Consider the following 24,963-nt stretch of genomic DNA (forward strand, 5'->3'; position numbering starts at 1 on the left):
TAATGCTAAATTTAAATCAGCAATTAAGAAGAGTTGAAATAAAAGAATTTGAAATCGAAAATCAAATAGTTTTCAACTATTTTGACAATCTTCCTGCTTCAGAAAGAGATGAAAAATTACTCCGAGCTATTTACATCGGGGTATTGGCGTTTATGGAAGACCGTATCTCTGCATTTCTTTCCAAAACCAGTAATGAACTGGGAACAGAACTGGAAAGTCTAAAAATGATCTTTGATATGAAAAAAGAACTCTTTTATAAATCTACGATCAAAGGAGTATTGGCAGAAGATGAAATAGCTGAGTTTTTAAACGGTTATTTTCAAGAAAAAAGATTGAAAGATCGAGCTTTTTTAACCGGAAATGCGGCAGGAAGTATTCCTAAAAATAAAACAGGCGATATCATTTGTGAAATAGATGGTAACCCGGATCTCAGAATCGCTATCGAATGTAAATTCGACAAGAGTGTCCGTTTAGGGGATATTGAAACAAAGGATTTGTTTACACGAAAGACCGATACTGCTTGGAGCCAATTAATAGAAGCTCAGGCAAACCGTGAAGGGAAAGTAAGCTTAATTGTTTTTGATATTTCATTGGTAGATAATTCCATTCTCAAAAATTTTGAAAATGTAGGTTATATTCAAGGAATTGGTTTTGTTGCAATCATCAATTCCCAAAAGGGAGATTACTCCAATTTGGCAATTGCCTATATGCTTGCAAGAGATATTGCTTTAAACGCTAAAGAAGTTGAATTGGATAAAGACTTACTTGCAATGCTTGTAAATCGTATCATTAAAGATATTAACGAAATCACAACAATAAAAAACTTAGTTCAAAATAACATTGAGAATAACAAAGCTATTCTAAAACAATTAGAGAAATCCTTTCTTCTGATGGAATTTAACCAACAATATCTTAGAAAATTTTTAGAAGACGGAACGCTTACTAAAAAGGATTTACTGGATTATTATTCAGGAGAAGAAATAAAGGATAGATATAAATTAATAGAAAAAGACATAAATCAGATGTAACAATGACTGAATTCTATTTTTACCACGAACTAAAAAAAGATAAATATTATGAACCCTTGATTCCTGAAAAGAAATCAGGCTTGGTTATTATTTACTTATATGATCAGTGGAAATCTGGAAAATATTTGTCTAATAGTTTCACAGAAAATGCTGTTAAAAGTGCCATAGAACAAGTTGCAAGTGATTTGGGTAAGTCTTATGAAAATACACAACACGAGAGATTCAGAATTATCAATCGGGGCTTACAGGAATATTTTTTGTTCCGAAATGAAGAAACAAATTTGTATCATATCACTCAATATGGAATAGAATTCTGTGAAAGTATTCGCAATAAAATAGAGCCTGAATTTAATCCCTCTATTATTGAGAAAATTTTATCGGATCTAATCAGTCTTTTAAAAGCAAGTATTGCCAATAATGATTTTGAATATTGGTATAATCATCACTTTCAAAATCAAAAACCATATATAAAGAGACAAGTTGAAACATTATTAAAGCTTGTTGAAAAAGCTGTCCAAGAGTTCAGAGCTTCTACGAAATCTGATGATGAAATATTTATTGAAACTGTCAGGAAAGTAGATACTAACTTGGAGGCTGTCAGAAAGCATTCTGATGAGTTAAAAGATGTTTTTTTTGATGCCGAAGAAATTAAAAGTATCATTATTGAATTATCTTTTGATGAATATTCTCTGGATTTAATTAGTCAAAAAGAATCTGTACGAAGTTTTATAGAGGAAATAAATAATGATTTAAGTATCATCAACCAACGAATCGAAAAAATCAGACCGAAACTTAGACAGTTTATTTCAAGTATCAATCAACGTAATTTTGATCGCAATACAGAACAATTTCTTCAATACCTATTAAAGAATTCATATGTATCCAAAGATTCTTCTAAAAATAAAGTATACTTTCCTTCCATAATTGAGATTCCTGAATTACATAAATCAGAAACAAAATTTATTATTGTAGAAAGCGATAGGTTTAAAGACCATAGTCCTGTTTCTGTAGTTCAACTAAAAGAAAACAAAGAGAAGCAAAAAATTCAATTGGAAAAGGCAAGCAATGCTTTTTTAATTCGGAACAAAATAAGACTTTGGTTAATGAAATTGGAAAAAGAACTCAGGGACAATGGAAATATAAATTTTACTCCCTACTATTTCCAAATACTAGAAGAGGAACAATTTTTTAGTAAAACTATAGCAATTAAAGTCGCATCAGGTCTTTTTAGGAAATATTCTAAATTAAGAAACTATAAAGTATCTATAAAAAAAGAATTACAAACGAATGAGAAATATCCAGATCAGGGAATATGGGATTTGAATATTGAAGTAAAATAAAGTTATGGAGAAGTATTATGAATTCTTATTAAAAGAAGAAACCAAAGAGATTTTCGGTAAGTTAGATTTTGAATTAAAATCTGGTGTTCATATCCAATATCATCACCCTGACCAAGAGGCTTATTTTTTATTTGTTCGTAAATATTTCTCAAGCCTATATGATTATTATAAAGACTTATTTGGTGTTATTTTGGACAGAGGTGGAGAAGATTTAAATACCTTCTATTATTTGTCCTTTGAAGGGAACAACAGAGGAGCGATTTCACAACGTTATTTTCTTTCTGAAGAGTGCATTCTAATTGGGCTTTTTGTCTGCAAAGTTTATAATATAGATTTTAATTCTGAAGAAAGCTCTTTGAATATATTCAAAAAGCTGATGTTAGACGAATATGAAGAATATAAAGCTGATTTTTATAAATTATTAGCAGGAACAAAAACTACAATTTATACAGGTGACGACGACATAGAACTAGAAAAAAGTATCAGAAATGCTTTTAGTGAATTCAAAAAATTGGGTTGGGTATATTTTAAAACTGATAACCAATTTGTCATTTTGCCGTCTTTTGAACGATTGAGAATGCTTTACGTGAATGAGATTATGAACATTCAAGAAATTGCAGCAAAAAGAAATCAACAATGAAAAGCTATCCATACATACATTCCTTATCTACTATAGGCCTGATACATCATTATAACAACGATTATATCTTCAATCGTTTCCGCACTGATTTTACTGGAGATAGTGGAACAGGAAAGAGTATGATTGCGGATTTACTTCAGCTTATATTTGTTGGGTCATATTATTTTGAAGCAGCTACTGAATCAATTGAAGAAAAAAGAAAACCTTCTGGTATGGTTCTGAATGATAAATCCAGAGGTTTAGGAGGAAAAGGATATGCTTTCTTAAATATTGCGGTCGATAAAGATGAACATTTGATATTGGGGATGTATCTGGAAAGCTCAACAAATACTACTCGTTCTTTCATTGTTCATCAGGGATATGATATGGGAAATCCTACTTCAATCTCTAAACCTTTTTACCATCAAGAATTTCTAAAAGAACAAAAAATTTTACCGATAGAAGATTTAAAGGTACATTTAAGAAATAAAAATCTTAATCTTGAAGTTTTACAAACATCAAATTATCATAAATTCTTATTTGATAACGAAATTATTCCATTTGACCTAGCAGACAATCCCGAGAAACTAAAAACGTTTGCCTTAATAATACGGTCTTTTTCAAGAGGTAAAGGATTCAAATTTGATAACGAAAGTCTGCAAAATTTTCTTTTTGGACAGGACAGAGAAAAGGAAATTAAAACCAGCTATGATAAAGGAGTTGAAAGTATAAAAAGCACTATTAACGACAGCCTTGATTATCAAAAACAAATAAATCAATTAACCGAGAAAAAAGAAGCCATTTTTAATCTGATTCAACTTGAAGAAGACAAATTGGCAAGCCTGCAAAAATATCTTGAAGCAGGCTATATGTCGGAAATGGTAAAAAGAAAAACAAACATTATATTACTTGAAGAAAACAGAAAACAGCTTTCAAAGGTAATTGTAGAGAATCTTATATTAAAACAATTTGATTTAGAAAAACAGCAATCGGACATTAATGTTGAAATAATAGCTATTAGAGAAGCGAAAGAAGTCGTTTCTAAAGAGAAGGAATTAAGAAAGGGAAATAAAATTATAGAACAAAAATACTTTCATATAAAGGGTGTAAAAAAAGAGATAGATTTTATTGAAGGGCTATTACCTGAGTTTGATAATTCAATCGAAAGAATAAAAACACATTATTCTCAACAACAGCAAAATACAGAATACAAAAAACAAATTCATAAATTTTTACAAAAAGTAAAGGATTTAGGCATTAAAGACAAGTTCGAAAAATTTATCCAAGAATCAGACAAAGTAAACAACATCAATGAACGAATTGATGAATTAAAAAATGAATTGAAACAAAATGAAGCTTTGTTAAAATTCTCAAATGTCAATGATGAAAAGTCTTTAGCAAATTGGGCAATAAACAGAAAAAAAGCGTTTGATAAGTATGAAGAAAGCGTTTTAATTAAATTACAACATTTAGTAGTTACCCATCCTGAAAATACTAAATTAAAATATCTTCCGTTTCCTGATATATTTTTTGATAAAATTCAAAAAGAAAATGACGATGAAAGTAATGATAAAAATGGTTTTTGGTTGGATGTAGGCGGAATATTAGAATACATTCCGTTTACGGATAAACAGGTTTTACAAGAAGATAATCCTGAGCATAAAAAGAACTATTTTACCAAAAAATATGCTTCCGCTCAAAAGCAAATTGAATTTTTAAATTCTGAAATTCAATTTTCAGAAAAATTAAATAGTATATCAGGGTTATCTGAAAATCTGGAATTATACTCAAAACATAATCAAATTGAATGGTTTAAGATTATTGAAGAGTTTAATATTAGTGAACAAAAATTTCAAGAAATACTGTCACACTATAAAGACAAAGAAGAAATTATAAAAAACTACCATTTATCAGAAAAAGAGTGGAAAGAATCCAATAAAAAAGTTGAGGAAATTGAAGTAAAAACGAAGGTACTCAAAAGCATAAATGATATTGATAGCTATCTTTTATCAAAGTCAAAAAAGATAAAAGAAATAGAACAAGATCTTACAGAGACAATAAACAACAAAAGCAGGTATGCTAAGATATTCAACCTTGAAGGTACAATAGCTGATGATATAGTTTTGGATTTAAAGAATGACATATCTTCTTCATCCCTAGCCAATGTTACAGGAACAAAATCTAGTTTAAAGGTTCATTTAAGAACCGAAAGAAAAGAGATTAAAAACAAATTCAGAGATAATAGACATCGTTTAAAAAAAGTATTATTAGATTTTGAAATAAATAATTTCCAGATACCCGACAATAAAATTCATTATACAGAGGAAAAAATAGAAAGTTTAGGGCAGTCCTATAATAAACTTAATGATAAATATAGGATGGATATTAGCTCAATTATAAATAATTATTTTGAAGGAAGCGATAAATACAGATACGAGGGAGAAGAAGATTGGAGAAAAATAGCTAAAGCATTACTTCCCGGGGTATTTAATACTCCTATAATAACCAAAGAACAGTTTTCTACTGAAGTTGAGGAAAAACTTAATAAAATTATCGAACAAAACTCTGTCATCGGTGACCGTAAAGTACAGATGTTAATTGATGTTTTTAATAAAGTTGAAGCTACGTTTAGTACTTTCTCACATGAAATTGATAACCTGAAGAGATTTTTTAATGAGCAAGATAAAAGAATTACAGGTGGCTACAAAGTAGTTCTCAAACTTGAGCCTTCAAAAGATTTCCCTATACATTGGATCCGGGAATTCAAAAAACAAATGAGACAGGAGAGCACCAATAGAGCGGGAGGCTTATTCGCGGTAGTAGATAATGAGATTGATTTCAAAGATATCATCCTGAAGTGTTTCAAACAATGTGGAGGTAAAAAAGTAGATCCAAAAATATCAGATTTATTAAATCCTAAAAGCTATTTTCATTTAACTTTCAGCTTACAGAATGAAACAAACAAAAATAGTGGTAGTACAGGGCAGGTTTATTCAGCAATCGCATTGTTGTGTATTGCCCGAATTTCTTTAATAGACCAAACTAAAAATAACAAACCAAATAAGGGAATACGTTTTATGCCGGTAGATGAAGCAGAAGGGTTAGGCAGTAACTATGAAATGCTATCCAATATTGCGAAGAATGAAGATTACCAAATTATATCAATGTCTATAAATCCAGTAGGAGAATTTGAAGAAGGTAATCATTTTATTTACATGCTAAATGAGCCCGAGGATGAAAACCTGAAGATAAATGGAGTTCCGTTTGCTCAATTTACAGAAGAAGGAATTGATGAAAATATTCATAATTATTTTTTAGAAAGCAATGATGAATAAGAACTTGAAATGGAGACATTATAAAGCCTTAAATCAGATATACGAGCAAGGTTTTACAAAGAATAAAATAAAAGATCACCCTTATGTTAAATATCTCTTGGATAATGACTACCTGCAACCTCAGATAGGAAAACCTGATATTTTAGAAGAAGGTATTGGTTTCAAAAAAATTTATGAATCAGAGCTAAAAACTAATTACAGCTATTTTCTTTCCTTTTTAATAGAAGAAGATGTAATTACCGATCAATCCAATTATAGTGAACGAGATATTTTGTCCCTTATGTTCATAAAAGAACAGAAAAATCAGATATTACAGGATCAATATTCAAGAAAAAAATTTTCAGCAGTATTTTTCAAGGATTCAGGAGCAAAACATTTGGATAAAAATCCGGGATTGGAAACTGCTGTTTTAAAATTATTAGGTTTAAAAGAATTTCCGGAAAAAGATCCTAAAAATCAACAGTATAAATTTGTCATTAACTGCCCAAATCCTAAATGTATAGTTTTATGCGAAAACCTAGATTTCTTATTACTTCCCTGGATCGCCAGAGAAAATAATATTGAATTGTGGTATGCTGGAGGAAATAATATTGAGAAGCTTAATCATCTTCCAAAAATTTATTTGCCTATATTTTACTCTTGTGATTGGGATTATGATGGCTTAAGAATATTCCAAAGGGTTAAAAACATTATTCCTGATATAGAATTATTAATTCCCACAAGTACTGATTTTTCTAAATCAGTAAAATCTCCAAATCATAAAAGTGATTGGGTTTACACAAAGAACTTTTCAAATTTGGACTATGACTTATACTCAAGTGACGCAAAGAAAATAATTGAATACCTTATAAGAAGAAAAGAATGGATTGAAGAAGAGACGATGGATCTTATTGAATTATTATCCAACATGGAGAGCAAGATTCATTAAATATGATTTACTTTATTCTATCTAAAAACGTCAAAAGAGGTATTAAGTGTTCGATAGAAGTATCATTTAGTCTACGAAAAGACAAATGGTACCTTTGGATAACAAAGTGTACCATTTTTATTTATTCTTAAATCATATCATTTTCTTCATTATATTTTATAGAATTATTTTTAAAATTTGATATTACAACTTATCCAAAAACTTCAAAAACAACATCAAGTGTTCGACAGAAGTACCTTTCAGCCCGCTTAAGACAAATGGTACCTTTGGAAGACAAAGAGTACCATTTTTTATTTATTCTTGAATCATATCATTTATCTTCTCTATATTTTATAGATTAAAAATCTGAAAATCAAATTTTATTTAAAAACGTCAAAAATAACATTAAAGGTTCGACTGAAGTACCTGTCAGCCCGCTTAAGACAAATGGTACCTTTGGAAGACAAAGAGTACCATTTTTTATTTATTTTTAAATCATATCATTTTCTTCATTATATTTTATATAATTATTTTTTGAAAATCTAAAAATTAAAGTTTATTTAAAAACGTCAAAAGCGACATCAAATGTTCGACTGAAGTACCTGTCAGCCCGCTGAAAGGGATTCTATCATTTAGAATCTCTTTTTTTTGTGTATAGTTTTGAGTAATGTTCTTACTTACTTCATGTTTATTATAAAAACTTGATATAATTTGACGGACGAAAACCTGTATGTTCTAAGAATGCATCCGAAAAAGTCTTTCTCGAATTGAAACCTGTTTCTTCTGCCAACGCATCAATTGTGTATTTTTTGAGATTTGGTTCATCTGCAAATCGTTTCAAAAGATGATTAATTCTCAATTCGTTGATATATTGATTAAAATTTTTAGATCTCGAACGATTAATATAATTTGACACAATTGTACGATTAGCATTTAATTCTAGAACCAAGTCATTCAACGAAAATTTTGGATTTAGAAACAACTTCTGTTCTTCAAATAATTGCAAACTTTGTTCGAAATCTTCATCAATTTCAACCTCAAATTTTGTTTTTTCTACTTGATTTTCTTCCTTGATATTTGCTTCAAGTATCGTTATTTCATCAAGACATTTTTGTAAATAATTCTTCTTTTTTTGATGTTTTTGATTCATTTTATAAAAAACAATTCCACCAAAAATTAGAATTGCAACCAAACCAAAAAATGAAGTTTTTTTAAAGTTTTGATTCTTTTCTTTCAATAAATTTCTTTCAGTTTTCAAGAATGTATTTTCATATTTCTCAAGATTTGGTTTCAAAACAGTATGATCAGCCACATAAAATAAACTATCAAAAGACAATAAATTATTAACAGATAATAATTTATCTCGATTATTTCCATACTTCTCATTATATTCAACCACTCTTTCATAAGAAAGTCGCAATTCTTCATCAAGAATTTTATATTGTTTTGAGAATTCTACAACATTTTCAAAATATTGAATTGCTTCTTTATTTCGCTTTTGTTGATATAAAATTTCACCTAAAAATTGCTCCGAAATCACATACCATTTAATATCATTTTGCTTCCAGAAAGTTTGTTGCGCTTTTTTCAATGTATTAAATGCTGAATTATAATCTTTTTTGTAGAAATCAATAATTCCCTTATTCTTCAATGCATATTGATAATTTGCTGTATCAACCGTTTCAGATAATTCAATTTTATTGTAATAATCACTTTTGTTCAGATGATTTGTTTTGCTATATAAATAAGACAATTTCCCAAGAATTGAGAGATAAATGCTGAACGATTTTGGTTGCTCTTTATGCTTTTCGAAATAAGGTAAAGAAGTTTCGTACAAGACTATAGATTCCTTTGTTTCATGTAAGTTTTCCTTTGTTTTAGCAATTCCAACAAGCGAAGAATAAAATGTAAAATCATCTTTTATTTCAGTTGATAATTCCTTTGAAATAGTAAAATTTTTCAAAGCATTATTGTAATTACGCTGCTCCAAAAAATAATTTCCTTTTTCGATATAAGCTTCACTCAACACAACTTTATCATTCAATCGATAAGCTGTTGAAATCGTAGAATCAATAATTCGAAGATTTTCTTCAACCAAATCATTATTTTTTTGACGCAAAAATTCAGCTTTATCATTTTGTGTTTTTCCAAACATATTTATTGAACTGAATATGAATAGAATAACTGTGATAAATTTAAGAAACCTATTTTCTGAAATTATAAAACGTAACATATTGTATTTCTTTAATTTGAATAACATTGTAAACAATTATCATTTGACACCAAGTTGATAAAAAACATTTAAAAATATAAATTAAAATTGTTCAAACAAAAATTTTACTTCCTCTAAATGTAAGTAAAACAATAATCAACACAATTATATTATGAAATTTTTACAATTAATTCTCATTTTGATTAGTTCTTTTGCTTTTGCACAAGAAAAATATTCGATTACAGGAAATATTTCATCAGAAAATAAATCAAAAACAATTCACGCAAAAGTTATTTTATACGATGAATTTCAAAATGTTATTCAAACAATTGAAACTAAAAATTCAAATTTTAACTTTGAAAATTTAGAACCAAAAACTTATTCAATTTCAGTTATTTATGACAATAAAATTCAAGATGAAGAACCTTTTTATTTGAACGAAAATAAAACATTTCACTTAAATATTGATGAAACTGTACAAATTAATGAAGTTGTAATCAATGGAAAAAAGGAAACTTTCAAAATAGAAAATGGCAATTATACTATTGATGTCGCTAATTCAAATTTTAATAAACTTGCTACAACCAAAGAATTATTTTCAAAATTACCAAGCGTCATGTTGGGCGCAGATCAAGAAACATTGACAATTATTGGAAAAGGAAATCCTTTGTTGTATTTGGACGATCAACAAGTTGATTTTTCTACCATTTCAAGTTTAGCAATTGAGGATATAAAATCGATTGAAATCATCAAAAATCCATCTGCAAAATATGAAGCAAATGGAAGATCTGTCGTAAAAATTAACCTTAAAAAAAGTAAAAAAGAAGGTTTAAAATTCTCTTTACAGGAAACATTATCGTTCAAAAGAAAGTTCAATAATTATTTCAATTCGACTTTTCAAATTCGTAAAAACAAAAGTGAATTTAAATTGAATGCATCTTATAATCAACTAAATCCTTGGGAAGGAAATGGATTCGATTATCGAGTAAAAGATAAAAATATTCAGTCCAATTATTTCATAAAATCGCAAACAAAGCGTCCGCATTTTATTGTAAATACAAGCTTTTTTCAAGAATTAAATGAATCTGGAGATTATCTTTCATTTGCTATTAATTCGAATTTCAGAAAAGATAAAGGTTTGATTGATACCAAAACAGAATATTCAGAAAACAATGAAAATCAATCTATTTTAACCTTAAATGATAATGAAAATCATCGAAATTTTGTGAATACTTTGGTGAATTATAATAAAAATATTCAATCAATTGACGCAAGTATTTTAGCAGGTTTGCAATACACGATTTATAACACAGGAACGATATATGATTTTTACAATAAGATAAATGAAAATGATATCGAATACAATCAATCGCGCTATCAAAAATATCGTCTTAAGGTTTTTGCTGGAAAATTTGATGTTGAGAAAAAGTTTGAATCTGATCAAAAGATTGAATTTGGAGGACGTTTTACGCATGCAAAATCAGAAACAACTAATCAAACGTTCTTTCCTCAAAAACCATCAGAAAAATTTCTTTACAACTTCAAAGAACTGAATCTTGCAGCCTATTTGCAATACACAAAAAACTATGAAAAATGGAATTATAAAGTTGGATTAAGAACAGAAACGACCAATTCTAACGGTTTTGATGAAATAAAACAACTTTCGGATATTGATAAAAAATACATCGATTGGTTTCCGAATGCAGAAATTAATTACACTTTTGAGAATAAAGATGCGTTGACAATTTATTACAAACGTACGATTGATAGACCGAATTACAGCACCCTTTCTTCAGGGAATTTATACGGAAGTCCTTATATTGAATACAGCGGGAATTTTAATATTTTACCTACTTACACCGACACATTTTCTGCGAATTATTCATTAAAAAAATGGAACATGAATATGACGTATTATCAAAGTAAAAATCCGATGAATTATACGTTAATTTATGATGATGAACGAAATATTTCAACATTTACAACGGTTAATTTCGAAAAAGAAGAGAATTTTTCTGTTGGCTTGGATGTTCCGTTCGAATATAAATTTTGGTCAACACAAATTAGTTTAGCTATGATTTATAGTAAAATAATTGATGAAAAAGCTGTTCTTAAAAAATCTGTTCCGTATATCTATTTATACTCTAATCATAATTTCAAATTGGGAAAAGATTTCAATTTTATGGTTGATGGATATTGGTTAAGCAAACGAATAGAAGGGATTTATTATCGAAATTCTCAAGTTATCGTTAACCTTGGATTGACCAAATCATACAAAAACCTTGATTTTTCTATTCGTTTAAATGATTTATTCAAGCAAATGAAATTTAGCGAAACATTAAATTATGATAAAATTAGTTCTAAAAACCTATTTTTAGTCGACTATCAAGAACTATCAGTTGGTGTTAAATATAATTTTGGTCGTTTAAATAAAACTATCTCAAAAGAGAATAAAGTAAATGAAGAGGAAGGGAGAATTAGGTAATACTTTTATTTCCAAAATTCAATAAATCGTATAACTTTGCTTTCATAATTTAAAGAAATAAAATGTTTAAATTTATTCGTAAGGTTATACTTTATCTTTTTGTAGCTCATCTTGTATACATTGTTGTGTTAAAGTGGATTAATCCGCCGTTCACGATTACGCAAGTTCAGCAAGGTTTTGAACAAGGAAAATTTAAGCGCGATTATATTTCCTATGACGAAATGGGACGAAATATAAAATTGGCTGTAATTGGTTCCGAAGATCAAAAATTTCCTGTGCACAATGGATTTGATATGGATGGAATACAGGAAGCGATTGAAAAGAATAAAGAAGGTAAAAAACTTCGTGGAGGTTCTACGATTTCTCAACAAGTCGCGAAAAATGTGTTTTTGTGGCAAGGTCGTTCTTGGTTGAGAAAAGGATTGGAAGTTTATTTTACGTTTATGATCGAAAAAATTTGGGGCAAACAACGTATTTTAGAAATGTATTTGAACACTTCTGAAATGGGAATTGGTGTTTTTGGTGTTGAAGCAGCTTCCGAATATTATTTTAATAAGCCAGCTAAAGATTTAACCAAAAATGAAGCGGCTCGTATTGCAGCAGCTTTACCTTTGCCACGAAAATATAATGTGAATCCGCCTTCGTCTTTTATCAGTAGACGTGCTAATCATATCGAGCGACAAATGCGAAATATACAAGGAAGCACTGATTTGGAAAAGGTTTTAGGAGAATAAAATAGAAAAGAGAAGTTGATTAAGCTTCTCTTTTTTTGTTTTTATTACTCTCTCCAATTAATTTTAACCGCAGAAATTTTATCTAATTCCAAACGAGTTTCAGGAAGTAAATTGAAATCGTTTTTCATGTAAAAAGCCAACGGAGAACGATAAGGCTCTCCATTCGCTTTAGTATCTTTTTCGTGGTCAATCACCCAACCATTTAGTTCTGTAGAAAATGTTTTTAATCGATTAAGAATTTTACGCCCCAAACCAATTTGATGCAATTCGCTATCCACAATTATTGCAAACCATTTTTCATAATCTCTTTCGAAAATCACTGCCCAAGCTCGCATTTGATTGTTTTCATCTACAGCAAAAAAATGTTTAGCTTCAATCAAACTATTCAAATAATTTTCGGTGTCCTGTAAACTCTCAAAAGCCAAATTAATAGGATATTCGTTGTTCCAAATTTTAAAAATATAGTCTTTATGAATTTGGTTTAATGTTGTAAATGAATAGATTTCGAATGAGTTAAGTTGAGGCATAAAATGATTTCTTATTCCGCTAAATATACTAATTTATTTAGTCAAAATTTCTTTTAAAATCAAAGGTTTATCAGTTGTAATATAATCAGCTTTCATATCAATCATTTCTTGCATCACTTTTGGGTCGTTAACTGTCCAAACATTAACCAATAAGCCCAAATCTTTCGCTTCTTTCACCCAAGTAGGATTTTTCTGAAAAACGCTATAATGATAATCAATTCCATTCCAATTTCTCGCTTTTACTTCTTGAGGAGACAAATCTCCAGCTAAATAAGAAACGTGAAATTCTGGTGCTAATTTCTTGAATTCATCACAAATATTTTGACTAAATGAAATGATTTCAACTTGTTTTTCTACTTTATGTTTTTTGATGATTTCAATTGCTTTTTTAACTGCACGATTTTCATTTTCTTTTGATGAGTGAGGTTTTAATTCGAAAATTAATTTAACTTTCTTATTCTTTTTTCCTTGTTCAAAATATTCTTCTAAAGTTGGCATATTTTCGTTGTTAGCCAATTTCAAGGTTTTCAAAATCGAAGAATTAGTCATTTCTATTGCATGACCTTGAAAATTATCATCATGATTTACCATCAAAACATCATCAGCGCTAATTAATACGTCAAATTCAGAACCATAAGCACCAATTTCTTGTGCAGATTTTAATGATTTGATCGAATTTTTCGCATTATTTTCGGTGTCCCAATAACCGCGATGAGCAATAATTTTTTGAGCATTTGCCATATTCGTAAGCATAAAAGTTGTTAAGGCAGTAAATATAAATTTTTTCATGATGAATTGTTTTTTCGAAGTAAAATTATTTTGTTTAAAGGATTTTGACGTTACCTAAAGATTAAGAAGTTGAATTTATAAAAGAATCTGTCGAAAAGCAGTAAATTTTGACTGGAATAAAATTGCGATTGCGCCGAATTTCACTTAATTTTGCACAAAGACAAACACAATGACGCAAGGAATTATTATTTTAGATTTTGGCTCGCAATACAATCAATTAATCGCGCGCCGAATTCGAGAATTTGGAGTTTACACAGAAATTATTCCCTACAACACTTCGATCGAAGAAATCAAAAAACACAATCCAAAAGGAATTATTTTATCAGGAGGACCTTCTTCAGTTTTTGGAGATGAAGCCGCTTTGGTAGATAAAGAATTATTCGAAATGGGCGTTCCTGTTTTAGGAATTTGCTACGGAATGCAATTGATTTCGCACTTATTAGGCGGAGAAGTTAAGAAAGGTGAAAAAGGTGAATATGGAAAATCTGAATTAACAGTTTTAGCTCAAAACAGTTTATTTGCAGGTGTTCCAGAACAATCTACAGTTTGGATGAGCCACTTCGACGAAGTGATGACAGCGCCAACAGGATTTACAATTTCAGGAAAATCAAACATAGATATTGCGGCAATCGCAAATGAAGATAAAAAGATTTTTGCGGTACAATTTCACCCAGAAGTAACTCATTCAGAATATGGTTCAATAATGTTAGAAAACTTTGTTTTCAATATTTGTCAGGCTGAAAAGAATTGGGTTTTAAAAGATTTTATCGAAACAGAAATTACTCGTATAAAAGAAGTAGTTGGTGATAAAAAAGTTATTTTAGGACTTTCTGGAGGTGTTGATTCTTCTGTTGCTGCGGTTTTGATTCATCGTGCAATTGGCGATCAATTAACATGTATTTTTGTTGATACTGGTTTATTGAGAAAAGATGAAGGAAAAAAAGTAATGGAAAATTACGGAAAACACTTCAACATGAACATTAAAATGGTAGATGCTTCAGAACGTTTCTTAACAAACTTGAAAGGTATCGACGAACCAGAAGCAAAACGTAAATCAATTGGTAAAGATTTCGTGGCTGTTTTTGATGAAGAATCAAATAAATTTGAAGATGCAGCATTCTTAGCGCAAGGAACTATTTATCCAGATGTAATCGAATCGCAATCTGTAAAAGGACCTTCTGCAACTATCAAATCTCACCACAATGTTGGTGGATTACCAGAAGATATGAAACTTCAATTATTAGAACCATTACGCGAATTATTCAAAGATGAAGTTCGTAAAGTTGGAGTAGAATTAGGTATTCCTCGCGAGTTAGTTTACCGTCATCCATTCCCAGGACCAGGTTTAGGAATCCGTGTTTTAGGTGAAGTTGACGAAGAAAAAGTACGTATTTTACAAGAAGCCGATCAAATTTTTATTGACGAGCTTTATGCACATAATTTATACGACGAGGTTTCTCAAGCTTTCGTGGTTTTATTACCTGTAAAATCTGTTGGAGTAATGGGAGACGAGCGTACATACGAATATACAGCGGTTGTTCGTTCTGCAAATACGATCGATTTTATGACAGCAACTTGGTCAAAATTACCTTACGAATTCTTAGAATTAGTTTCGAACAGAATTATCAATGAGGTAAAAGGAATTAACCGTGTAGCCTACGATATCAGCTCAAAACCACCAGCAACTATCGAGTGGGAATAAGCTAAAAAATATATCAAAGCCAGCCAATGTGCTGGCTTTTTTTCTATGTAAACTTTAAAAAACTAAATATTAAATGGAACTTTTAAAAGAAAGAATTCTGAAGGATGGAAAAAGTTTCGATGGTGGAATTCTAAAAGTTGATAGTTTTATCAACCACCAAATGGATCCTGTTCTGATGAAAGCAATCGCGGCGGAATTTGTCCATCGATTTTCGGATTTAAACATTAATAAAATCATTACAATTGAAGCGAGCGGCATTGCACCAGCGATTATGGTTGGATTAGAATTGAATTTGCCTGTTGTTTTTGTGAAAAAAGCTAAGCCTAAAACAATGGCAGATTTTTATGCGTCGCAAGTATATTCATTCACGAAAGACCGAACGTACGATGTTTGCGTAAGTAGTCAATTTCTGAATGAAAATGATAATGTTATTTTTATTGATGATTTTTTAGCGAACGGAAATGCAGCGTTGGGTGTTGAAGATTTGATAAAACAATCTGGCGCAAACCTTTTGGGAATGGGTTTTATAATTGAGAAATCATTTCAAGAAGGACGTGATCGTTTACTGAATGAAAACATCAGAGTTGAATCATTAGTAAGATTAAAATCTTTAGGAGACAACTCAATTATTTTTGAAGAATAAAAAATATCAACCAAAAGCCAATTTATATTGGCTTTCTTTTTACTTTTAAAATACAAAAAACTTACCTTGATAATATGAAAATAAAATTACTTGCTTTAACGCTCTCTTTACTATTCCTTACAAATTGTAATTCGTACAAATCTGCGAATTCTGCATTGGTTTCTGGTAATTTTCAGCAAGCTTTTGAGCAATCTACGCAAGCTTATTTCAAAAATCCATCAGAGAAAAATGGAATCAAATATGTTCCATTAATTTTTGAAGCGTATAACAAAGGACAGCAAGAAGATGAAAATAGATTAAAACAAATCGAAACGTTGACTAATCCTTCTAAATATCAAGAAGCGTATCAAATTATTAATCGTTTGCAAGAAAGACAAAAAACGATAGCAGGAATTGATGGAAGATCGATTAGTGGAAAAACGTATAATTTCAAAACCAAAGATTATTCAGCAGCTTATAAAACGATTCAAGAAAAATATGCGCAATTTTTGTACGATGAAGGAAAATCTTTTTTAAATCAAGGAGGAAAATTGAATGCGCAAACTGCCTATCAAAAGTTTCAAGTTTTAGAAAGTGTTTATTCTAATTATAAAGATACTCGTAGTTTGATGAATACCGCTCGTACAAACGGAATGTATAAAGTTTTGGTACAATTGGTGAACAACACAGAAGTTGTTATTCCTAAACTACTAGAGAAAGATTTGTTAGATTTTAACTCATATGGATTGGATTCTAATTGGACTGAATTTTACACTGGAAAACTAAATAGCTCGTATGATTATGTGATTCAATTAAGTTTTGAGACGATAAATGTTTCGCCTGAAAGAGAAAAAATTGAGGTACATAATTTTGAGAAAAAAATTGTGGATGGTAAAGAAGAATTGGTGCAAAATGGAGTAGTGGTAAAGGATAAAGACGGAAAACCAGTGATGGTAGATCGTTATATTACGGTAAAAAGTAGATTCGAAGAAGTACAACGCATCAAAGAAGCTGCAATTACAGCGAGATATTATTTGATCGATAATCAAAAAGAGCAAGCCATCGATTCTAAAAATTTAGTTAGTCAATATATTTTTAGAGACTCTTACGGAACTTACAAAGGAGATCGACGTTCTTTGGATCGAGATTATATAAATATGATTGGTCGAAGACCAGCTCCATTTCCATCAAATGAGCAAATGATTTTTGATTGTGGACAAGATTTGAAACGCAAATTCAAGAACGAAATCATCCGTATGAAGCTTTGATAAAAAAAATGTAAAAAATTTAATCATTTTTTAAAATTCATTTTCAATAGCTTATCATATAAAACGTCTGTTTTAGCTAAAAACTTGTAAAATTAGTTTTGGTGAATTAAAAAACCTTTCTATATTTGCACAGCAATTAAGACATAGACCCATGGTGTAACGGTAGCACATCGGTTTTTGGTGCCGCTAGTTGGGGTTCGAATCCCTGTGGGTCTACAAAAGTCTTATGCCTCGATAAGCAATTGTTGAGGCATTTTTATCTAACTTAGTTAAGAAGAAAGTTGCAAAAATTGAAATAAAATTTAGTCAGACCCATGGTGTAACGGTAGCACATCGGTTTTTGGTGCCGCTAGTTGGGGTTCGAATCCCTGTGGGTCTACAATTTTTTCTTTTCAATTTTTAACATAATAATCATGGACAGACCCATGGTGTAACGGTAGCACATCGGTTTTTGGTGCCGCTAGTTGGGGTTCGAATCCCTGTGGGTCTACAGATTTTAAGCTTCAATAATTTTATTGAAGCTTTTTTTATACTATAAATTTTGTTATATTTATCATAATTGAGTTAGTAAATGACATTAGAAAACATAATTTTAGAAGCTAAAAAAGGGAAACGAAATGCTCAGAACGCAGTGATAGAGGTTTTGTGGAACAAAGTTTATCATTATGTTTTTTCTAAAATCAGAAACGAGGAAGAAGCCGAAGATATCGCTATTGAAACGTTTACGAAAGTTTTTACAAAATTAAAATTATATAACGAAGATTTTGACTTTACGACTTGGGTGATTTCTATCGCGCATAACACGATGATTGATCATATCAGAAAATCTCCAAAACTGAATATTTCTCTTGATGATGAAACAAAATTTTTAGAAATTTTAGAAGATCATCCCTCGCCAGAAGAACATTTGATTTTAAAACAAGATAATGACACGCTGATAAAAGCTATTGCAAAATTGAGAGAACCTTATCAAAAAATTATCGAATTGCGTTATATCGAAGATAAAACATACAAAGAGATTGCTGATGAACTCAATTTGACCTTGCCAAATGTTAAAGTTCGACTTTTAAGAGCCAAACAATTGTTAACAGAGGTGATGCAAGATAATATTTAGTAAATTTATTCGTTGAAAATTTGTTGAAGAAAACCGAACCGAAAATGAAGAAGCAAATATACCTTACAACAATTCTTATCGCAAGTTTATTCTTGACGTCTTGTGGAAGCAGCAAAGTAACTTCGTATAAAAAAACTGGTTCTAAAAAAGTGTACACTTCTTCCAAAAAAACAGAATCTACAGAGGTTTTTCGTTCTAAAAATGCTGATGATAGTGCGCCTCGTGATGTAAATAGAATTCTAAAAACGGCAAAATCTTACTTAGGAACACCTTATAAATATGGTGGAATTACGAAAACAGGCTTCGATTGTTCGGGATTGGTATATATAAGTTTTAAAGAAATGAATTTAGAATTACCTCGTCGTTCGAGCGATCAGGCAGAATATGGAAAAGAAATTACGATTGAAAATGTAAAGATTGGAGATTTGATATTTTTTAATACTTCGGGGAATTCAATTTCTCATGTAGGTATTGTAGAAAGTATTAATCATGATGGTTCAATCAGTTTTGTGCATTCATCTACTTCAAAAGGTGTTATCATTTCTTCCCTTGACGAAAATTATTGGAAAACTAGATTTGTAAAAGCGGTTAGACTTTTATAACTTGACGTGTGCTTAAAAAAAGAACTATATTATTAACTTTTCTAGGATTACTATTTTTTAGTTTATCCATAGTTGTTAATGCTCAAGAAGATAGTGTAAAAATTGATACTGTTAGAATTGAGAATAAAAATCATTCTAAGTTTAGAAAATTTTATCAAAAATTATTATTTAAGAAAAAACCAACGAGTTTTCCTATTCAGCCCAATAATGATGTGGATGATGGAAAATATCAAGGTAAAATCATTCGAAATATTTACTACAAAACACAAGATCCGTTTGGATATTCTTTGCAGGATACGACAAAAAAACCGACAAGATGGATTGAAAGAGCTGGAAATACATTGCATGGAAAATCCAAAAAATTTGTGTTGCGCCAAAATATGTTGTTAAAGCCTGGAGATAGATATGATTCTGTTAAGGCAGCGGAATCCGAGCGTTTGATTCGTACCAATCGTTCTATTCGTCGAGTAGAGATTAAGGAAGAAGCTGTGGGAAATGATTCGGTTGATTTGTATGTCAATTCAATTGATTCGTGGAGTATGTTTATCACAGGTTCGGTTTCGAGCTCGAAAGCTGGGATTCGCATTCGTGAGCGAAATTTTTTAGGTTTGGGACATGTGTTTGATAATCGTTATCGTCACAATTACAAAACAGGAAATTCGTTGTATCAATTCAATTATACGGTTCCAAATATTGCTCAAACTCGAATTATTGGGAATGTACGTTATTTCAAAAATGAAGACAATCATTATACAAAATCAATCAGTTTTGTACGACCTTTTTATTCGCCATTAGCGCATTATGCGGGTGGAGTTTCGGTTGGACAAGTGTATTTTAAAGATTCATTAGACTTCGAAAAACCTATTTTGGTTGATAATCATTTCAAATATAATTACCAAGATTATTGGTTGGCAAGAGCGTTTAGAATTGATGATGGTCATTCAGAAAATATTACCAATTTTATTGTCTCAGGGAGATTTTATGATCGATCTTATACCGAAACACCAACTCCAGAAAACGATCCTGTGAACTTTTTTTCTGACCAAACGAATTATTTAGTAGGGATAGGAATTTCTTCGAAACGATATATCAAAACAAAATATATTTTCAATTATGATATTGAAGAAGATATTGCGATAGGAAAATCATTGGGAATTATAGGAGGTATTCAAAATATTCGTCAAACTGATCGTTATTATCTCGGTGGAAAAGCATCTACTGGAGGTTTTCTGAATACTGGTTTTTGGGGATTTGGAGTTGAATTTGGAGGATTTTTTAATAAAGGAAAATTTGAACAAAAAACGCTGTCTGTAGAATTACAATATATGGCAAAATTGATAAGTTGGGGAAAATGGAAGTTTAGAAATTTCATGAAAACTAATTATCTTTTGGGACATGATCGTTTAGATTCTCCTGCGGATCAACTTTCGCTTCATGAACATGATTATTTGGGAATGGAAGGTTTCAAATCGGATAGAGGGTTAACAGGTCAACAGAAATTAATGTTCGAGTATCAATTGCAATCTTATACGCCTTACGAGTTTTTAGGATTTCGTATTTCGCCATTTTTCAATGCGATGGTTGCGGCAATTGGAGATAACAAAAAATTTATACTGAATAATAATCCAATTTATTCGCGTTTTAGTTTGGGTGTGATGTTGACAAATGATTATTTTGTGTTTAATAATATCAGGTTTTCATTGTCGTACTATCCTTCAATTCCTGGACAAGGCGATAATCTAATCAAGACAAATTTGATCGATAATAGAGATTACCAAATGATGGATTTCGACTTCTCAAAACCAAATTATATTCGTTGGAATAGGTGGGATTAAGATATAAAAAAAGCTTGAAGATTTCTTCAAGCTTTTTTTATGTCTTAATATTTTTTATTTCACTTGTCTGGAAACAATCCACGAAACCAAGCTTCCCAAACCTAAAACAGTTACAATAACTGCAACAAAGTTTTCGACAGAAAAGATAAATGGAAACGGAACAGTTGGCGAAGCCATAACCAAACCAAAATCTATTTGTAATAATCCAATAACAGAGGCGATTAATAAACCTGTTGTCATCGCAATAAAGGTGATAATAAAACCAGTTTGGAAGAAAATATTACGAATGTTTTTTCGTGATAATCCAAAACTATACATCGTCTGAATTTCTTTCTTTTTATCCAAAATCAAGATAATAATTGTTCCTGCCAAATTGAAACATGCAATGATAATGACTAACGTGAAAATCAAATAACTGATTAAATTTTCCATATTCATTACTTTCAAGAAAGCTGAATCTAAATCTTGTCTAGTTTCGATTTTATAATGAGAACCTAATGCTTTTTGAAGTTGAATTTTCACTTCGTTAAACGATTTTTTTCCAGTTGTTTTTACCTCAATTGAATAACATTGATTTTCATTTAACAACAATAATTCTTGCGCCAAACCTAAAGTCGTAAAGACGTGTTTGTCGTATTGTTCGTTCAAAATAAACACGCCAACGCTGTACGCATCTTTGCGTGTAAAAGCATCACTTTCTTGTTTTATTAAACCTGTTCCAGCTTTTGGCATCATCAAATCTGCTGGCGTTATCGGATCGATATAAAGTTGCAAACGCTCTGCAATTCCATTCGAAACAATAAAATTATCATCGCGATTAAAATCTAAATATTGTCCACCATAAATCACCGTATCTAAACGCGTAACTTTGGTAAAATTTTCGTCAACACCTTTCAAATAGGCAATATCTTGCTTTCCTTTGTAATCGATGTAGACTTTTTCTTCGATGATTTTAGAAAAAGCTTTGACATCTTTTTGTTGCTTCAATTGATCCACAACAAATGTTAAACTATCTAATACTTTTCCTTTCGAAGGAGAAATTTTAATTTCAGGATTTACATTGCTATAATACTTTAAATTCATTTTTTCTAATCCCGAAAAAACGGATAAAATAATGAACAAAGCCGCTGTAGCAACCAAAATAGCACCAACAGCAATCGATGTAATAATGTTTACAGCGTTTGTATTCGTTTTCGAAAAAATGTAGCGTTTCGCAATGTAAAGTGAAATGTTTCTCATTATAAGATTGGATTATTTCCTTCTCCTCTTAGCGCTTTGTCGATTTTATCCATTTCGTCTAATGAATTATCTAAAATGAAAATTAATTCTGGTGTAATACGCATTTGTTTAGAAGCGCTTTTTGATAAAATTCCTCTAAATAATGGTGTATTAACTCTAATTTCTTTGAAAATTTCGTCTTTTTGAGTACTTGGAAAAATACTTACATAGATTTTAGAAACGCTTAAATCTGGTGTTACTTTTACTTCTGTAACACTAATCAAATTTCCAGGGAATTCCTTTACAGCCCATTTTCTAAAAGCTTCTGCTAATTCTTCTTGAAATAATTTACTTACTTTTTGTTGTCTATTGCTATCCAATTCTATTCATTTTTATAAGACCGTAAAATTACTGCATTTTTTCGTGATTAAAAACATTGATGAATTGAATTAAGTTCTTTGTAAATTTGTTTTAATGAAAAAAGATATTGAAACTTCAGAAGATGTTGCTTTATTGGTAAATACGTTTTACGATAAAGTGCAAGAAGATGACGTAATTGGTTACTTTTTTTCGGAAGTTGCAAAGGTAAATTGGGACGAACATTTGCCGCATATGATTCAGTTTTGGGAAACTGTTTTGTTAGGAAAAGCAACTTTTGAGGGTTGGCCAATGCGAACACATTTGGTTTTGAGTCAGAAAGAGAAATTAAAACCACACCATTTCGAGCGTTGGATTGAATTGTGGTACGGAATAATTGACGAAAAATTTGAAGGAGAAATAGCTAATGAAGCAAAAAATCGAGCAAAAATTATGCGTGATTTAATTCTTTTCAAAATTGACCAAATGGAACAAAAACAAGGATTTATTCAATAAAAAAATGCAACTTTTATGAAGTTGCATTTTTTGTATGATTTTAGATATGATTGAAAAATTATTTCGCAATCATGATTAATTTTTTATTGATAAATTCCATAATTCCAGCTTTAGAAAGTTCGCGTCCGTAACCCGAATGTTTTACACCTCCGAAAGGTAAATCTGGGCTTGAAGAAACTTGTTTGTTTACGTAAACCATTCCCGAATCTATTCTGCGAGCGATTTTTTCCGCATTTGGAACATCTTCTGTATAAATAGAAGCACCTAATCCGTAAGGCGTATCATTCGCAATTTTGATTGCTTCTTCTACATCTTTCACTTTCCAAATACAAACCACAGGTCCAAAAACTTCTTCGTCATAAGCCTTCATTCCAGGTTTTAAATCTGTCAAAATTGTTGGTTGTAAAAAGAAACCATCACGATTAATACGTTTTCCTCCTGAAACAATTGTTGCTCCTTTATCTGCTGAATCATTAATTTGCTCAACTAATTTTTCTAATGCACTTTCCGAACTTACAGGTCCCATATTGGTATCTGCTTGTGTAGGATCACCAACTTTCATTCCGTTTACATAGTCCGTAATTTTTTTCAAATATTCGTCGTAAATACCATCTTGTACAATAATACGTTTCGAAGAAGTACAGGCTTGTCCAGCATTACGTAAACGACCATTAATTGTTCCGTTCATTACTTTTTCGATATCCGCATCATTCAAAACAATCATTGGATCAGAACCACCAAGTTCTAAAACAGAAGGTTTTACATTTTTACCAGCGATACTTGCAACCACTGCACCAGCAGCTTCGGAACCAGTTAAAGAAACACCAACAATTTTTGGGTTATTGATAATTGCATCTGTGTCTTTTCCTGACATCAACAAGTTTTTGTACAAACCTTTTGGAGCGCCAGCAGCTGTAAACATTTCTTCGAAAGCGATTCCACATTGCGGAATATTAGAAGCCGTTTTCAAAACAACTGTGTTACCAGCCATAATGTGAGGACCAGCAAAACGCGCAATTTGAGAAAAAGGGAAATTCCAAGGCATAACACCTAACAAGACACCAATTGGTTCTGAAACCACATAAGCATCACCTTTTTCTGTTTGTAAAGGAACATTTGCTAAGAATTCTTCTGCATTATCAGCGTAATATTCGATGATATTTGCACTATAATCAATCTCGATTTCACTTTCATACAATGGTTTTCCCATTTCTGTTGTAATCAAAGCAGCTAATCGAGTTTTTTGCTTGCGCATTTCGTTTGCGACACGTTTCATTACAGCTTTTCTTTCTTCGAAAGATTCGAATCGCCATGTTTGATATAATTCGTTTGCGTCGTCTATATATTGATTGATTTCTTCGCTTGTGTAGGCTTGAAATTCTTTTTCTATTTTACCTGTAGCAGGATTTAATGTTCTGATTGAACTTGCCATTTCACTCTTTATTTAATGTATACAAAGTTGTAGCAATTCTCGTTCCTAACAAAACTTTTAGGATAAATAAAACTGATAGTTTGTTGAATAAAACCAAATGTAGTTGATTGTTTAGTTTTTATATTAATTTAAGCTAGATGATTGTTTGCTGAATTCAGAAATTTTTCTTTTCGAAATGTTTAAGGTTTTAGATTACTTGACAAATTTGATAAAACAATTAATTGAAGCAGACACCATTCTGAACCCTTTTCAGAAGCACATATTATAATTAATAAAATAAATTTAAAACAAAAACGATTTGTCATACCGAGCTTGTCGAGG

General features: G+C 30.5%; 20 protein-coding genes and 3 tRNA genes. 17 read left to right on the forward strand and 6 right to left on the reverse strand.

Going from position 1 to position 24,963, the window contains the following annotated elements:
• The first annotated feature begins 2 nt into the window (after positions 1 to 2).
• The 5 genes from HXZ74_RS13760 to HXZ74_RS13780 are packed head-to-tail and all read left to right on the forward strand — an operon-like array spanning position 3 to position 7,250.
• Entirely contained in the window at positions 3 to 1,028 is a 1,026-nt protein-coding gene (locus tag HXZ74_RS13760; RefSeq protein ID WP_286475869.1) for a hypothetical protein, read from the forward strand.
• A 2-nt stretch (positions 1,029 to 1,030) separates the two neighbouring features.
• Entirely contained in the window at positions 1,031 to 2,368 is a 1,338-nt protein-coding gene (locus HXZ74_RS13765) for a V-type ATP synthase subunit I domain-containing protein (RefSeq protein WP_286475871.1), read from the forward strand.
• A 4-nt stretch (positions 2,369 to 2,372) separates the two neighbouring features.
• Positions 2,373 to 3,008, forward strand: coding sequence for a chromosome partition protein MukE (locus tag HXZ74_RS13770; protein WP_286475873.1), 636 nt, complete (start codon positions 2,373 to 2,375; stop codon positions 3,006 to 3,008).
• Positions 3,005 to 6,322 (forward strand): hypothetical protein, encoded by a 3,318-nt coding sequence (locus HXZ74_RS13775; protein WP_286475875.1) that lies wholly within the window; start codon positions 3,005 to 3,007, stop codon positions 6,320 to 6,322. Before HXZ74_RS13770 ends, HXZ74_RS13775 begins: the two co-directional genes overlap by 4 nt.
• Entirely contained in the window at positions 6,312 to 7,250 is a 939-nt protein-coding gene (locus tag HXZ74_RS13780; RefSeq protein ID WP_115001292.1) for a hypothetical protein, read from the forward strand. Before HXZ74_RS13775 ends, HXZ74_RS13780 begins: the two co-directional genes overlap by 11 nt.
• A 670-nt stretch (positions 7,251 to 7,920) precedes the next feature.
• Here the strand turns inward: HXZ74_RS13780 and HXZ74_RS13785 are convergent.
• The gene (locus HXZ74_RS13785; RefSeq protein ID WP_286475877.1) at positions 7,921 to 9,384 is read right to left on the reverse strand and encodes a helix-turn-helix domain-containing protein; all 1,464 of its coding nucleotides are present in this window, start codon (positions 9,382 to 9,384) and stop codon (positions 7,921 to 7,923) included.
• Positions 9,385 to 9,613: 229 nt separating this feature from the next.
• Between HXZ74_RS13785 and HXZ74_RS13790 the strand changes: the two genes are divergently transcribed.
• Positions 9,614 to 11,926 carry an outer membrane beta-barrel family protein gene (locus HXZ74_RS13790; protein ID WP_286475878.1) on the forward strand — a complete coding sequence of 771 codons (2,313 nt, stop codon included), beginning with the start codon at positions 9,614 to 9,616 and terminating at the stop codon, positions 11,924 to 11,926.
• A gap of 62 nt (positions 11,927 to 11,988) precedes the next feature.
• Positions 11,989 to 12,660, forward strand: coding sequence for a monofunctional biosynthetic peptidoglycan transglycosylase (gene mtgA, locus HXZ74_RS13795; protein ID WP_115001288.1), 672 nt, complete (start codon positions 11,989 to 11,991; stop codon positions 12,658 to 12,660).
• A gap of 44 nt (positions 12,661 to 12,704) precedes the next feature.
• Here mtgA and HXZ74_RS13800 read toward each other — a convergent pair whose 3' ends face one another.
• Together HXZ74_RS13800 and HXZ74_RS13805 are read right to left on the reverse strand one after the other, a co-directional pair.
• Positions 12,705 to 13,187 carry an N-acetyltransferase gene (locus HXZ74_RS13800; protein WP_286475880.1) on the reverse strand — a complete coding sequence of 161 codons (483 nt, stop codon included), beginning with the start codon at positions 13,185 to 13,187 and terminating at the stop codon, positions 12,705 to 12,707.
• Positions 13,188 to 13,220: 33 nt separating this feature from the next.
• Positions 13,221 to 13,976, reverse strand: coding sequence for a glycerophosphodiester phosphodiesterase (locus tag HXZ74_RS13805; RefSeq protein WP_286475882.1), 756 nt, complete (start codon positions 13,974 to 13,976; stop codon positions 13,221 to 13,223).
• 169 nt (positions 13,977 to 14,145) lie between these two features.
• On the opposite strand from HXZ74_RS13805, the gene guaA reads away from it, so the two are divergent.
• From guaA to HXZ74_RS13850, 9 genes are all read left to right on the forward strand, one after another.
• The gene (guaA, locus tag HXZ74_RS13810) at positions 14,146 to 15,678 is read left to right on the forward strand and encodes a glutamine-hydrolyzing GMP synthase (protein ID WP_286475884.1); all 1,533 of its coding nucleotides are present in this window, start codon (positions 14,146 to 14,148) and stop codon (positions 15,676 to 15,678) included.
• Between the two features lie 73 nt (positions 15,679 to 15,751).
• Positions 15,752 to 16,321, forward strand: coding sequence for a xanthine phosphoribosyltransferase (gene xpt, locus HXZ74_RS13815; protein ID WP_286475886.1), 570 nt, complete (start codon positions 15,752 to 15,754; stop codon positions 16,319 to 16,321).
• 74 nt (positions 16,322 to 16,395) lie between these two features.
• Positions 16,396 to 17,568, forward strand: coding sequence for a hypothetical protein (locus tag HXZ74_RS13820; RefSeq protein ID WP_280062918.1), 1,173 nt, complete (start codon positions 16,396 to 16,398; stop codon positions 17,566 to 17,568).
• Between the two features lie 145 nt (positions 17,569 to 17,713).
• Positions 17,714 to 17,784: transfer RNA gene (locus HXZ74_RS13825), tRNA-Gln, on the forward strand.
• Between the two features lie 92 nt (positions 17,785 to 17,876).
• Positions 17,877 to 17,947, forward strand: a tRNA-Gln gene (locus HXZ74_RS13830).
• Between the two features lie 40 nt (positions 17,948 to 17,987).
• Positions 17,988 to 18,058, forward strand: a tRNA-Gln gene (locus HXZ74_RS13835).
• Between the two features lie 81 nt (positions 18,059 to 18,139).
• On the forward strand, positions 18,140 to 18,682 hold the full coding sequence (locus HXZ74_RS13840; RefSeq protein ID WP_286475889.1) for an RNA polymerase sigma factor: 543 nt from the start codon (positions 18,140 to 18,142) through the stop codon (positions 18,680 to 18,682).
• Between the two features lie 44 nt (positions 18,683 to 18,726).
• On the forward strand, positions 18,727 to 19,284 hold the full coding sequence (locus HXZ74_RS13845; RefSeq protein ID WP_280062921.1) for a C40 family peptidase: 558 nt from the start codon (positions 18,727 to 18,729) through the stop codon (positions 19,282 to 19,284).
• Positions 19,285 to 19,292: 8 nt separating this feature from the next.
• Positions 19,293 to 21,119: a BamA/TamA family outer membrane protein gene (locus HXZ74_RS13850; protein ID WP_280062923.1), complete on the forward strand. Its 1,827-nt coding sequence runs from the start codon at positions 19,293 to 19,295 to the stop codon at positions 21,117 to 21,119.
• Between the two features lie 54 nt (positions 21,120 to 21,173).
• On the opposite strand, the gene HXZ74_RS13855 is transcribed toward HXZ74_RS13850, so the two are convergent.
• Together HXZ74_RS13855 and rbfA are read right to left on the reverse strand one after the other, a co-directional pair.
• Positions 21,174 to 22,358, reverse strand: a complete 1,185-nt coding sequence (locus HXZ74_RS13855) for an ABC transporter permease (protein ID WP_125349036.1) — start codon at positions 22,356 to 22,358, stop codon at positions 21,174 to 21,176.
• Positions 22,358 to 22,717: a 30S ribosome-binding factor RbfA gene (rbfA, locus tag HXZ74_RS13860; RefSeq protein WP_038334637.1), complete on the reverse strand. Its 360-nt coding sequence runs from the start codon at positions 22,715 to 22,717 to the stop codon at positions 22,358 to 22,360. The genes HXZ74_RS13855 and rbfA overlap by 1 nt, the downstream gene beginning before the upstream one ends.
• A gap of 94 nt (positions 22,718 to 22,811) precedes the next feature.
• Between rbfA and HXZ74_RS13865 the strand changes: the two genes are divergently transcribed.
• On the forward strand, positions 22,812 to 23,210 hold the full coding sequence (locus HXZ74_RS13865; protein ID WP_286475891.1) for a group III truncated hemoglobin: 399 nt from the start codon (positions 22,812 to 22,814) through the stop codon (positions 23,208 to 23,210).
• 58 nt (positions 23,211 to 23,268) lie between these two features.
• Here HXZ74_RS13865 and HXZ74_RS13870 read toward each other — a convergent pair whose 3' ends face one another.
• A complete protein-coding gene (locus HXZ74_RS13870; protein WP_280062925.1) occupies positions 23,269 to 24,642 on the reverse strand; it encodes an NAD-dependent succinate-semialdehyde dehydrogenase in 1,374 nt (457 codons plus the stop codon).
• Positions 24,643 to 24,963 lie beyond the last annotated feature (321 nt).

The organism is Empedobacter sp. R750, assembly GCF_030324345.1.
Taxonomy (GTDB): domain Bacteria; phylum Bacteroidota; class Bacteroidia; order Flavobacteriales; family Weeksellaceae; genus Empedobacter; species Empedobacter falsenii_C.

Bases quoted from the DNA above. Each gene is read 5' to 3' on its own strand.
- xpt (WP_286475886.1), top strand. From the start codon at position 15,752: ATGGAACTTTTAAAAGAAAGAATTCTGAAGGATGGAAAAAGTTTCGAT.
- HXZ74_RS13775 (WP_286475875.1), top strand. From the start codon at position 3,005: ATGAAAAGCTATCCATACATACATTCCTTATCTACTATAGGCCTGATA.
- guaA (WP_286475884.1), top strand. From the start codon at position 14,146: ATGACGCAAGGAATTATTATTTTAGATTTTGGCTCGCAATACAATCAA.
- HXZ74_RS13855 (WP_125349036.1), bottom strand. From the start codon at position 22,358: ATGAGAAACATTTCACTTTACATTGCGAAACGCTACATTTTTTCGAAA.
- HXZ74_RS13785 (WP_286475877.1), bottom strand. From the start codon at position 9,384: ATGTTTGGAAAAACACAAAATGATAAAGCTGAATTTTTGCGTCAAAAA.
- HXZ74_RS13840 (WP_286475889.1), top strand. From the start codon at position 18,140: ATGACATTAGAAAACATAATTTTAGAAGCTAAAAAAGGGAAACGAAAT.
- HXZ74_RS13765 (WP_286475871.1), top strand. From the start codon at position 1,031: ATGACTGAATTCTATTTTTACCACGAACTAAAAAAAGATAAATATTAT.
- HXZ74_RS13780 (WP_115001292.1), top strand. From the start codon at position 6,312: ATGATGAATAAGAACTTGAAATGGAGACATTATAAAGCCTTAAATCAG.
- HXZ74_RS13760 (WP_286475869.1), top strand. From the start codon at position 3: ATGCTAAATTTAAATCAGCAATTAAGAAGAGTTGAAATAAAAGAATTT.
- HXZ74_RS13870 (WP_280062925.1), bottom strand. From the start codon at position 24,642: ATGGCAAGTTCAATCAGAACATTAAATCCTGCTACAGGTAAAATAGAA.
- HXZ74_RS13845 (WP_280062921.1), top strand. From the start codon at position 18,727: ATGAAGAAGCAAATATACCTTACAACAATTCTTATCGCAAGTTTATTC.
- HXZ74_RS13770 (WP_286475873.1), top strand. From the start codon at position 2,373: ATGGAGAAGTATTATGAATTCTTATTAAAAGAAGAAACCAAAGAGATT.
- HXZ74_RS13800 (WP_286475880.1), bottom strand. From the start codon at position 13,187: ATGCCTCAACTTAACTCATTCGAAATCTATTCATTTACAACATTAAAC.
- HXZ74_RS13805 (WP_286475882.1), bottom strand. From the start codon at position 13,976: ATGAAAAAATTTATATTTACTGCCTTAACAACTTTTATGCTTACGAAT.
- mtgA (WP_115001288.1), top strand. From the start codon at position 11,989: ATGTTTAAATTTATTCGTAAGGTTATACTTTATCTTTTTGTAGCTCAT.
- HXZ74_RS13790 (WP_286475878.1), top strand. From the start codon at position 9,614: ATGAAATTTTTACAATTAATTCTCATTTTGATTAGTTCTTTTGCTTTT.
- HXZ74_RS13865 (WP_286475891.1), top strand. From the start codon at position 22,812: ATGAAAAAAGATATTGAAACTTCAGAAGATGTTGCTTTATTGGTAAAT.
- HXZ74_RS13820 (WP_280062918.1), top strand. From the start codon at position 16,396: ATGAAAATAAAATTACTTGCTTTAACGCTCTCTTTACTATTCCTTACA.